Source organism: Labilibaculum euxinicum (genome assembly GCF_009795715.1).
GTDB classification, from domain to species: domain Bacteria; phylum Bacteroidota; class Bacteroidia; order Bacteroidales; family Marinifilaceae; genus Labilibaculum; species Labilibaculum euxinus.
The window spans coordinates 1-11,998 of the sequence record NZ_WTCR01000008.1 but is presented as its reverse complement, the minus strand read 5'-3'; the positions used below and the strand labels follow the sequence as shown (position 1 = coordinate 11,998).

7 protein-coding genes are annotated in these 11,998 nt (G+C 34.2%); 4 read left to right on the top strand and 3 right to left on the bottom strand.

Annotated features, from left to right (window positions below):
- The first annotated feature begins 9 nt into the window (after positions 1 to 9).
- From GQR60_RS11705 to GQR60_RS11690, 4 genes are all read left to right on the top strand, one after another.
- Entirely contained in the window at positions 10 to 4,107 is a 4,098-nt protein-coding gene (locus GQR60_RS11705; RefSeq protein ID WP_124993108.1) for a hybrid sensor histidine kinase/response regulator transcription factor, read from the top strand.
- Between the two features lie 107 nt (positions 4,108 to 4,214).
- The gene (locus GQR60_RS11700) at positions 4,215 to 5,612 is read left to right on the top strand and encodes a sialate O-acetylesterase (protein ID WP_225441404.1); all 1,398 of its coding nucleotides are present in this window, start codon (positions 4,215 to 4,217) and stop codon (positions 5,610 to 5,612) included.
- Positions 5,613 to 5,632: 20 nt separating this feature from the next.
- Positions 5,633 to 6,718 carry an SGNH/GDSL hydrolase family protein gene (locus GQR60_RS11695; RefSeq protein WP_124993107.1) on the top strand — a complete coding sequence of 362 codons (1,086 nt, stop codon included), beginning with the start codon at positions 5,633 to 5,635 and terminating at the stop codon, positions 6,716 to 6,718.
- Between the two features lie 220 nt (positions 6,719 to 6,938).
- Positions 6,939 to 9,017 carry a beta-galactosidase gene (locus tag GQR60_RS11690; RefSeq protein WP_124993106.1) on the top strand — a complete coding sequence of 693 codons (2,079 nt, stop codon included), beginning with the start codon at positions 6,939 to 6,941 and terminating at the stop codon, positions 9,015 to 9,017.
- Between the two features lie 382 nt (positions 9,018 to 9,399).
- Here the strand turns inward: GQR60_RS11690 and GQR60_RS11685 are convergent, their stop codons facing one another.
- From GQR60_RS11685 to GQR60_RS11675, 3 genes are read right to left on the bottom strand one after another with little or no spacing between them, the layout of a single operon-like run.
- Positions 9,400 to 9,831 (bottom strand): 3TM-type holin, encoded by a 432-nt coding sequence (locus tag GQR60_RS11685; RefSeq protein WP_124993105.1) that lies wholly within the window; start codon positions 9,829 to 9,831, stop codon positions 9,400 to 9,402.
- Positions 9,818 to 10,108, bottom strand: a complete 291-nt coding sequence (locus GQR60_RS11680; protein ID WP_124993104.1) for a hypothetical protein — start codon at positions 10,106 to 10,108, stop codon at positions 9,818 to 9,820. Before GQR60_RS11680 ends, GQR60_RS11685 begins: the two co-directional genes overlap by 14 nt.
- Positions 10,095 to 10,646, bottom strand: coding sequence for a M15 family metallopeptidase (locus GQR60_RS11675; protein ID WP_124993103.1), 552 nt, complete (start codon positions 10,644 to 10,646; stop codon positions 10,095 to 10,097). Before GQR60_RS11675 ends, GQR60_RS11680 begins: the two co-directional genes overlap by 14 nt.
- Positions 10,647 to 11,998: the final 1,352 nt, after the last annotated feature.

The window sequence follows — 11,998 nt, the reverse complement described above, 5'->3', positions numbered from 1 at the left end:
AACTTATTTATGTATCGACTAATTGGCATAATCCTGCTTTTTGTTTTATCAAGTTTTTCAATTCATGCAGAAAGACAATATTCTTTCTTGAAGGTTAATAGTGCCGATGGGTTGGTGAATAATCAGGTAACCTGCATACACAAAGATGCAAGAGGGTTTATTTGGATCGGAACAACAGCAGGTTTAAGTCGGTATGATGGTTCAAGCTTCGTCAATTATAAACACAAATCTTCCGATTCAACATCAATTATTGATAATTATATTGTAGGTATTCAGGAAGATGCAAATGGAAATTTATGGATTAAAACAGGGTGGGGTAATATTGTTTATGATATCAATAAAGAGAAATTTCATAGTGATTTGTCATTATTTTTAGGACAAAAGGGTTCTGAATATAATATTGAGAATATCTACATTGATAAGAATAAGAAAATTTGGGTAAAGGAATTTGAGAAACTGTATTATCAAGCTATTGATTCAGTTACAGGTAGGCTTAGGAGTAATTTTCCAGAGTTAAAAGAGGAATCTTATATGGTTGTAAATTTCGTGCATGCCAATGGCGATTATTATTACCTGTTGAGCAATGGCTGTGTCGAATGTTTTGATGGGCAGGACTATAAACTTAAGTTTAAAAATGATTTCCTTGCAGGAAAATTAGGAGCCGATAGCTTAAATACAGCCATTTTTATTGATGCAGAGAATGATATTTGGTTTTATGGAAACAATGATGGACTTTATCAGTACCAAATAAAAAATAACAAGTGGAATCATTATACCGTTCATTCAGATAAAATACGTTTAACAAGTAACATCGTAAAAAAAGTTATTCAAGATGACAAAGGATTAATTTGGGTAGGTACTGACCATGGAGGTATTGATGTGATTAATAAATTCTCAGGAGAAACCACTAAAATTTATCACCAGTCAGATAATGATAAAAGCTTGTCTCAGAATTCGATAACAGAATTGTATATGGATAATAATAACGTTATCTGGATTGGGACATTTAAGAATGGAGTAAGTTATTACCATGAAAGTATTCATAAATTTCCACAGCATAGGAATTTTCTGTCCGACGAATCGAGTTTGCCGTATAATGATGTTAACTGTTTTGTTGAAGATAAAAAGGGAAATTTATGGATTGGTACGAATGGTGGTGGTCTCATTTATTTTAACCGCAGGAATAATACTTTCAAAAGCTATAAGGTTGATGAAGCCAATTCTAATTCCTTAATTAATAATGTTGTTGTAAGTTTATTTATTGATAGTAATGATGAATTGTGGGTAGGAACATTTACGGGAGGATTAAATCGTTTTAATGGAAAAACCTTTAAAAGATATCAATATTCACCAAATGGAAATAATGGTCTTACGAGCAACAATATATGGTCAATTAATGAAGATGATCAGCAAAATTTATGGATCGGTACCCTTGGCGGAGGTATCGTAATATTCGATCGTAACAATGAAATTTTTAAACCTGTTCCAAATAAAGGCAATGTGAAATTGCCTACGGAATATGTGAATCAAATCTGTAAATTGGATAACGGTAACATGTTTATTGCAACAGCTAATGGAGTGACATTTTATGATGTTAAAGAGCAGCGGTATAAAAATTACCCCTTAGTTACAAGATCAGGAGCACCGCCTTTAAATAGTAAAAATGTGAATGGAGTATTTGAAGATTCAAGAGGTCTTTTATGGATTGCTACAAGAGAAGGATTAATTATGTTTGATCCAAATGCAAGTTTCTCGAAACATTTTACCAGCGAAGATGGATTACCTGAAGATGTATTTAACTGTATACAAGAAGATGAATTTCAGTCAATTTGGGTCAGTAAATCAACAGGATTAAGTCAGATTATTGTATCGAAAACAGCTCCTGATAAGGAGTATTCTTTTCAGATTTATGATTTTACAGAAGAGGATGGATTGCAAGATAAAGAATTCAATCCCAATGCAAGTTATAAAACAACAAATAATGAATTGATTTTTGGCGGGCGCAATGGTTTTAATCTGTTTGAATCAAAGAATATAAAATACAATCAGATTTTACCCAAAGTAGTATTTACTGATTTTCAGGTTTACAACCAAAGTGTATCTCCTGGGTCAAAAGTGAAAAATGTTAAATTACTGGAATCTTCAATAGTATCAACAAAAAGTATTGAGATTAAACATTCTATGAATGTTTTTTCCATTGGATTTACGGCACTTAACTTTTTTATTCCGAGTAAAATTAAATATCAATATAAATTGGAGGGATTCGATGATGATTGGGTGTCGCTGGATGCGAATCGAAATCGGGTAACCTACACCAATCTTAATCCGGGAGATTATTATTTTAGAGTGAAGGCATCCAACAATGATGGAATTTGGAATGAGGATTATGCAGAATTACGTATTATTGTATTACCACCTTTGTATGCAACACCATTGGCTTATTTTATATATATCCTTTTAGTTGTTGGAATTCTTGTGTATTTCAGATATTCAATGTTGCGTAAGGAACGTGTAAAATTCCAAAAAGAGCAAGAACAAATACAGGCCAACCGTAATCATGAGATGGATGAGATGAAACTGAGGTTTTTAACGAATGTCAGTCATGAATTTCGTACGCCATTAACGCTGATTTTAACGCCTTTGGATAAATTGTTAAAGCAAACCAGATCCGAATCGGATAAAAGATTGCTCGATACCATTGAGCGAAACGCCAAACAACTCCTTAATCTGGTAAATCAATTGCTGGATTTTCGTAAGTTGGAGTTGCATGGATTGCGATATAATCCATCTTACGTTGATATTGTTACTTTTTTAAATGACGTGACTCATAATTTTGAGGATGCCTTTAACAAGAAGCGCATCAAATTCACATTTGAGCATTCAACAGAACATTTTATATTCAATTTCGATAAAGAAAAACTGGAGAAGGTAATGATGAACCTACTATCCAATGCTTTAAAATTTACTCACGAAAAAGGGAATGTAAAATTAAAGTTGGAGATAAAAGATGAAGATGGAATTGTTAATATAATTATTCAGGATAATGGTGTTGGAATAGATGAAGAGGATATCGACAAGATATTTGTGCGTTTTTATCAGTCCGAAAAAAATAAGAAATTGGGACTGTCTGGGAGTGGAATTGGATTGAATCTCGCCCGTGAGATGATTCAGTTGCACAATGGCATTATTGAAGTGGAAAGCGAAAGGGGTAAAGGAGCCAAATTTAAAGTGAGTTTGCCAATTGATAAGACAGTTGTAGTAGATAATGAAGATTTGGAAAGAGTAGATGAAGATTTTGCCAGACCTCAGCAAGAGTCTGAAAGTAGCGAGAAAATCAAAAAGCCAATTATTTTATTGGTTGAAGATAATATTGATTTCAGATCGTTTATGAAAGAAACACTGCAGGAACAGTTTAAGATCTACGAGGCTCAGGATGGTCAAAAAGGATACGATACAGTTCATAAGGTACTTCCTGATTTAATTATTAGCGATGTGATGATGCCGAATGTGGATGGCCTTGAATTATGTACAATGCTTCGTAAAGATATCCGGACATCCCACATTCCGTTTATCCTTTTAACTGCGCGAACTGCTGATGAGGATAAAATTAAAGGGCTGGAAATTGGTGCCGACGATTACATAACAAAACCCTTTAATATGGATTTACTTCTTTTGCGGGTTCGTAAATTATTGGAAAAAAGAAGTCAGTTCCAAAAGCAATTTCAAAAAACGGTTGATATAAGTCCAAGCGAAGTTCAAATTACTTCAATGGATGAAAAATTGATTAAAAAAGCCGTTGCAACAGTTGAAAAAAACATTTCAGAATCTAAATTTTCAGTTGAAGATTTAAGCCGTGAACTGGGTATGAGTCGTGTCTATCTTTATAAAAAATTAATTTCGATTACGGGTAAATCTCCTATTGAGTTTATTAGAATTATCAGATTAAAAAGAGGACTGCAGCTTTTGGAAAAAAGCCAGATGAATATTGCAGAAATTGCCTACGAAGTTGGTTTTAACAGCCCGCGTTATTTTAGTAAGTATTTTAAAGAAGAGTATGGTGTTTTACCAACGGCTTATGCGAAAAGGCATAAGGAAAATGGAGAATAACTGCATTTAATTCGGAATAAATACATTTAGTTACCCTTTTGGAAACATTTGGTAAGTAAAAATATTGCATTTGTAATTATTTTTAGCCTCTAAATTGAAATAGAGTTATGAGTTCAAAATTTTTAGCTAAAGTAAGCCTTGTGCTTATGCTTTTTTATTTATTTCCTAATACTGCTTATTCCAATGTTTCATTGCCTGCTATTTTTGGCAAACACATGGTGATGCAGCAAAATTCTGAGGTGAAACTATGGGGTTGGGGCAAACCGATGGAAAAAATTAGAGTAACTACCTCTTGGGACAATGATACCTTAAATACTGTGACCACTAATAATGCAAAATGGTCGGTAATGTTAAAAACTCCTGAAGCAGGAGGTCCATATTCAATAAAAATAGAGGGATACAATTCTGTAGTTATCGATGACATATTAATGGGTGAGGTGTGGTTACTTTCGGGGCAGTCGAATATGGAATGGAAAACCAGCTTTGGAATTAATAATATAGGAGAAGAGGTTGAAAATGCTGACAATAATGAAATTCGTTTTTTTTCAGTAACGCTTAAAACATCACCAACTAAATGTATTGATGTTTCAGGTCAATGGATGAAATGTACGCCCGAAAGCATGAATGATTTTAGTGCTATAGGTTACTTTTTTGGAAAGGAACTGAATAAGGAACTTAAGATTCCTGTTGGGTTAATCAGCTCTAATTGGGGTGGAACGCCAATTGAAACATGGGTTCCGGAGCAAGAAATTTTGGCTTCGAATGAGTTAACAGAATCTGCTCAAAAGGTACCTTATTTTCCTTGGGCACCCAATATGCCTGGTTGTGTTTACAATGCAATGATAGCACCGATTATGCCTTTCCCAATGAAAGGAGTTTTGTGGTATCAGGGAGAAGCTAATGTCGATAATTCAGCAACATATACCAAAACCCTTGAGACTTTAGTGAGAAGTTGGAGGAAAGGTTTTAAAACTGATCTTGCTTTTTATTATGCACAAATAGCTCCTTTTACTCACTATGCTAAAGATGCAGGAGTAAAAGTCCGCGAAGCTCAACGCCGTGCTTTAGAATCTATTCCAAATTCGGGAATGGCTGTAATGAGTGATATTGGTGATACTCTTGATATTCATCCACGTAATAAAATTGACGCAGGGAAGCGGTTTGCACATCTGGCACTTAATAAAACCTATAAGTTGAGTGATTTTCCAGCATCAGGACCGCTTTTTAAGACTTTTTTGATTAAAGGATCAGAAGTCGAAGTAATTTTTGATTGTGCAGAAGGATTGCATTGTGAGAAAGCTGATTTGCCCTATTTTGAATTAGCAGGAGAGGATGGAATCTGGTTTTCTGCTCAGGCTTTTATTAAAAACGACAAAGTACTTGTGAAATCAGAGGAAGTTAGGAATCCCGTTAATGTGAGATTTGCCTGGGCCAATTCAGCCACACCAAAACTTTTTAACAAGGATAATTTACCGGCTTCCTGTTTTACTACAATTGATTTTTGAAAACCATATAATTTTTATAAATGAGAACTATAGTAAAAAATATCATTTTATTGTCCTGCGTGTTTGTTTTTGGATTTTGTAATGTTCAAAATCAGGATATTGCATTCGATCAGCCAAATTTAACTTACGAAGGCCGAATTAGGTTTCGACCCGATGCTGCGGAGCTTTCATGGTCAGGTTCTTCGGTAAGTATCCAATTTAAGGGAAGCAGTATTTCAGCTACTTTGCAGGATTTGGATACGGCAAATTATTACAATGTGATTGTGGATCGTAAGGTGATTTCGAAATTGCATACCGATACACTGAAAACAAAATACATACTAGCCTCAGGCTTATCCGAAGGAATACATCAAGTACAATTGTATAAACGTACCGAATGGGATAAAGGGAAAACATTGTTTTATGGTTTTGAATTACCCGGTGATGCAAAACTTCTGCCGGCGGAAACACCAAAAAAGAGAAAAATAGAGTTCTACGGAAACTCCATTACCTCTGCGTATGGAAATGAAGATACTAGTGGAAAAGATCGTCCGTATGGTTATTTTCAAAATAACTATGAATCATACGCAGCTATTACAGCAAGACATTTTAATGCTCAATACCATTGTATTTCTAAAAGTGGTATCGGAGTATTGGTTAGTTGGTTTCCATTGATTATGTCCGAAATGTATGATCGAATCGATCCAAATGACTCAGTTTTAAAATGGGATTTTTCCAAATATACACCTGATGTAGTAGTAATTAATCTTTTTCAGAACGATTCATGGATCGTAAATATCCCCAAAAATGAGCAGTTTAAAAATAGATTTGGTAAGGATGCACCCGATTCAACAACTATTATTGCAGCTTACAAAGATTTCGTAAGTTCCATTCGCGGTAAGTATCCACATTCGTCTATTATCTGTACCCTTGGTAGTATGGATGCAACCCAAAAAGGATCTCAGTGGCCTGGATATGTACAAACAGCAGTAAGTCAATTAAAGGATGATAAGATATTCTCTTGTTTTTTCCCGTTTAAAAATTCAGGTGGACATCCAAACATTAAGGAACATCATGCAATGGCTGACCAATTAATTGGGTTCATTGAAGAAAATATTGAATGGTGATTTAGAGCCTAATATAAAAAACTGCACTTAAATTGATATCATTAGCGTATTATTAAGGACCAAATGCAGTTGAGAGGTAGTGTTAGGAAACTAGTACTACCTCTCTTTACAAAAAATATCTTGTTAATACTCGATTTTTGATCTCTTCAGAAGGCATTGAAAAAATAGCTTACGGTTTAGGCAGGACACCAAAATTGAGAAGATCTAATAAAGAAAAAATATGGCAAAGAAAATTAGCTTATTGGCATTACTAATCAGCAGTTGGATTGGTGTTTTATCTGCACAGGATTTTTTTCCTAAAAAGGATTTGATGTCTGTTGGTGTGTATTACTATCCTGAGCAATGGTCGGAAGATCAATGGGAAAGGGATATTGAGAATATTGCCGGTCATGGATTCGAATTTATTCATATGTCTGAATTTGCCTGGGCTCAGATGGAGCCATCTGAGGGCAAGTATGATTTTACCTGGCTTGATAAAGTAATTGAGTTGGCTGATAAAAATAAGCTGAAAGTGATTTTGGGAACACCTACGCCATGTCCTCCGGTATGGCTCGGAATTAAGTATCCCGAAATATACATACAAGATGGTAATTATCAATCTAAAGAACATGGCACCCGTGCAAACATGTCATTATCCAACCCGATTGTTTTGGAGTATACACAAAAAATTGTTGATGAAATGGCTAAGCATTATGCACACAACAAAGCTGTAATGGGATGGCAAATTGACAATGAGCCGGAGGCTAAAGAAGATTACAGTCCGTCTGCGCAATTGGCATTTCGGGAATGGTTACAAAATAAATATGCAGATATTACTGAACTGAATAAGGCATGGGGAACGGCATTTTGGAGTCAGTTGTATTCGGCTTTTGATGAAGTTAGAATTCATAATGCTCAGAATGTTGGTTGGTGGGGTGCAAATCCTATTGCTTTATTAGATTTTAAGCGTTTTACAGCGGATACGCAAGCATCTTTTTTAGATTTTCAGGCAGAAGAATTGCGGAAATATATTGATGAGTCACAGTTTATAACTACAAACTATGTGGCAAAAGGCAGCCAGACGGATCCGAAAAGAAGTAAAAAACTTGATTTTGCTTCATTTACAGCTTATCCCAATTATGGAAGCAATAACCTGGGAGACTTGGGTTTTCGTTTAGGTGATCACACCGTTTTAATGTATGCCAATGATTATTATAAGTCGGTAAGTGGTATTACAGGAGTTATGGAACTGCAGCCCGGGCAGGTAAATTGGGCCAATTACAATTCATTGTTACAGCCCGGAACCGTTCGTATGTGGCTGTGGCATTGTTTTGCAGGAGGTAGTTCTTTTGTATGTACCTATCGTTACCGACAAGTACTTTATGGTGCCGAGCAATATCATAATGGTGTGGTTCGAACCGATGGTGTTACTTTGAGTCAGGGAGGAGAGGAGTATGTACAGGTGATCAAAGAGGTGAATGAATTGAGGAAAAAGTACAGCAAGAATACTCAAATGCCTGATGTTATTCAGAAGAGGAAAATTGCTGTCATGTGGTCGTTTGACAACCTTTGGAATCTGGAAAGACAGAAGCAAACCAACCAATGGAATACATGGAAGCACATGCAGCGTTATCAGCAGATATTGCATTCATTTGGTGCTCCAGTGAGTTTCATTTCAGAGGAAGATGATTTTGATGATTATGAATTTATTATAGTTCCTGCTTACGAAATGGTAGACGAGGCGTTGGTTCAGAAATGGAAAAAGTTCGTTTCAAAAGGAGGTAAGCTTATTGTTTCACCAAGAACCGGAGCTAAAGATAAAAATGCTCATTTATGGGAAAATAATTTATCGGGCATTATGAATGAACTAATTGGAGGAAAGATTTATTCATTTGATATGCTTCCATCCGGGAAACAAGGTGATATTTTAATGGATGGGAAAAATTACAAATGGAGTTCATGGGGAGATTTAATTATACCGGAAGATAAAACTGAGGTCGTAGCTAGTTATACCGATCAATTTTACAAAGGAACTGCTTGCATTTTAAAGAATGAAATTGGTAAAGGGCAAGTTTGGTATATTGGAACAGAATCTGTTGATGGGAATTTAGAACGCAATCTTCTGAAAAACATATACCAACAAAATAATGTCGGGGTAGAAAATTATCCTGAAGGTGTTTTTGTTCAGTATCGCGATGGTTTTATGGTGGCTGTTAATTATTCTTCCGATGAGTATATTTTAAATTATAATGGAGATTACCTGATAGGAGATAAAGTGTTAAAACCAGCAAATGTTGCCGTGTGGCGCATTGAGAAATAGCTTGGTGATTGAGAAAATGCTTTTATTAAGAAGTGTTTAGTGTTAAATGATGAGAAACTAGCAAAAAAAAAATCCAGGCTTCAATTGAAGTCTGGATTTTTTTTATTTAGTAGTATCCCATAAAGTGTGTAGAAATATTTTTCATTTCTCTCCCTAAGCAAGCGTATTTTACTGTAATTCTCAGTCTTTTCGTGAAAGACCATATTTTCTCGCATTCTTTTTGAATGATTAGATAGTTCCTCATATGGTTTTATTTATAAAGGATGAAGCCTAAATATCAAATCAACACCCCCCTTAACTTTATTGCTAAGGGGGGTGTACTGGTTGATAAATTTTCATGCTTCATCTAATTTATTTAACCATATTATAAAGTTAATGAAGACTATTGCCTTTTACTTTTTTTATTTAAAGTAATACCACTACTGGTTAAACTACCAGCAATCTTTTCAGCGCTTCTGCCAATAACAAATCCGCCTAAACCAATTTCTAGTAAATCCCAAAATTTTGTTGGTAAATCTGCTGGGGGTAATCCAAACACTTTAGAAATAAAATATTCGTAAATGACTATAAATCCAAAAGCTAACATGATAATTGGTCGCCAACTTCGTTGTAATTTATTACCATTAACTTCTGCAAGAACAATGTCTCTTTGTACATCCATCATTTTACCCGCAAATATATTTATCACATCCATTATCTCCTTTTGCAGAGTAAGACGTTCTTTATCGGTTGTTACTAACTTATCAATTATTCCCGAAACTGCATTGCCTGTTTCTTTAATCAAACCTCCTTTTATACCATTAAATAGTCCCATGTGCATTAAAATTTCGGCATGATGCCTGTTTACTTTCTAAATTTCTAATTCTCACTGAATGATCGTTTAACCTACTCTTATTAACTTCTTCTCTATTGTACAAATTCTTAATCTGTTCCGCTTGCTGAGTAGTGACCATAGTGAGTCTCTCAACAGAGCTGATTAAAATATCCATTTTTGCGCCAAAACGAGTAGCAATAATTCTAGCTGCAAATAATATTACAGAAAACCCAGTCGCTAATACACCAGTAAGTACCCATACTTTAATCGACTCCATTAAGCAAACCATTTTCTGTTAATATTGCTTTAATTACTTCAGGGGGATATAGTTTTAATGGATTACTTCCTACTCGAAGTTGTGCATGTGGTAAATCTTTAAATTTTTTCTGAAAATTACCCCCCCATATTAAATCATTTTCATTTAATGCTTCTGCATAAGTATCCCAACCAATTTTATAGTCATTGTATTTCCACATGGGTTTTCCTGATAATAATGGAACAGCATCAAAAGCTTCTCCGTATGCATGAAAACTTTCTCCGGGAGCTGCATTAGTAACTGGTTTTATTTGTTTCTGAGGACCGACATTTTTGATTATATCTGCTAAAAATTTAAACCCTCTGCTTTCGAGCTTAATTATTTTATTCTCGATAAACTTCCAATCGTGTGATTTCCGAAATAGGACCGCTTGTTCCTCTAGTGGTCTCATTGTACAATAGATTAATATTACCGCTCCTTTATCTTTGCAATATTCTTGTACCCGTTTCGCTTTTTCCTCCATTTCAGGAACAAGACTTGTTATACTTCTACTTGCCATAATTATTTTCTTAATTGATTTATAATAAGTACTTCTTTTTTACCTAACTAAGGCAAATATGTAGAAGTTGTTTTTATTAAACAACTTGATTTATAGTCAATTGCAGTAATGTGCAAAACACTTGTATATCAAATCCATTCTTTACAATTAAAAAGCGACTAAGTTGTTTGTGTTCAGTAATTTGTCTTGAAGAGAAGCTGCCATCTATTTAAGGTACAATATAAACTGTCATAAAATTAATAAGTGTAAAACTCAAATCATATAAATAATTTTAACTATCAATAAAATTGAGCTATTATAAATTCGCATTTTACAAATTAGGAACGCATTTCTTCCAAAATTTCTTTAGTCGAGTATCTAAAAATCGAATATGATAATCGATCTCAATTGTGATAAAGCGCATCAAATTATCATTCGATGAACCATTGGAAAAGCAATTAAAATATGGTTTCTTATGTAGATAACAACAAAATAACACAAAGCTTTTACACTCCTATTTTATTCTCTAATAACCGACTTGCATTCTGTTAATCAGATATGTAGGTTTGTTTCGAATTCTGTCAAAAAGAGTTTACTAACAAACATTATTATCTGTCTTGTAAATTCGAATTGACAGGAATAAATAAGCAATGTATTGTTATTAAAAATTGTATTGGATAAACAAATAGAATAATCAAAAAAAGGAGAGAATCAACAGTGAAAACTGAATATGTAATTTTAATGATGCTCAAGGAGCAGGAAGAAATGCTCGATTTTAAAATTGAGTTGAGCATGGTTCAGTATGAGGCTGACAATAAGTAGGTTGATATTTACTAACAAAATGGCACTTCAGATTTTTATGTTATTGGTAGATGCGTGGTGCTTGAGGTTGTTGAAAATTCCATCATTTGAATGATGGAGCTAATCTGTATAAATTAATTATTCCTCCCAATTTGGATGAAATAGAAGAAACTGGCACAAGAAAGCATTATTAGGGTATTAAGAGAATAAATTTACTTGAAACTAAAAATCTTGGTGGCAATTTGTTTCAATATGAATTAGATTGATGATGGCTGGATTCTTTTTCGAAGCTTTTATGATTGGTTCGCACATTTGGGGAAAAGGCGAACAATAGAAAAGACAGTTCATTTTATTTAAAATGAAAACCTTCCTTAATTCGATGAGATTATTTCATTATTGTTAATGTCCACATGTAAAAGGCTGAAAACTAATTGTCTATTGGTAAAAAACGATACCACTTCCGACTAAACATTAAGATAATGCAAATTCGCAGGTAGTGCCAGTAAGTCGTATCGATTTTTTTAGGCAAAGTAAGATCCGGATATTCAAAAGTCTGCAGATAGGGGATTAAT

Coding starts and splice junctions, on each gene's coding strand:
- GQR60_RS11705 (WP_124993108.1), top strand. CDS start 10: ATGTATCGACTAATTGGCATAATCCTGCTTTTTGTTTTATCAAGTTTT.
- GQR60_RS11700 (WP_225441404.1), top strand. CDS start 4,215: ATGAGTTCAAAATTTTTAGCTAAAGTAAGCCTTGTGCTTATGCTTTTT.
- GQR60_RS11695 (WP_124993107.1), top strand. CDS start 5,633: ATGAGAACTATAGTAAAAAATATCATTTTATTGTCCTGCGTGTTTGTT.
- GQR60_RS11690 (WP_124993106.1), top strand. CDS start 6,939: ATGGCAAAGAAAATTAGCTTATTGGCATTACTAATCAGCAGTTGGATT.
- GQR60_RS11685 (WP_124993105.1), bottom strand. CDS start 9,831: ATGGGACTATTTAATGGTATAAAAGGAGGTTTGATTAAAGAAACAGGC.
- GQR60_RS11680 (WP_124993104.1), bottom strand. CDS start 10,108: ATGGAGTCGATTAAAGTATGGGTACTTACTGGTGTATTAGCGACTGGG.
- GQR60_RS11675 (WP_124993103.1), bottom strand. CDS start 10,646: ATGGCAAGTAGAAGTATAACAAGTCTTGTTCCTGAAATGGAGGAAAAA.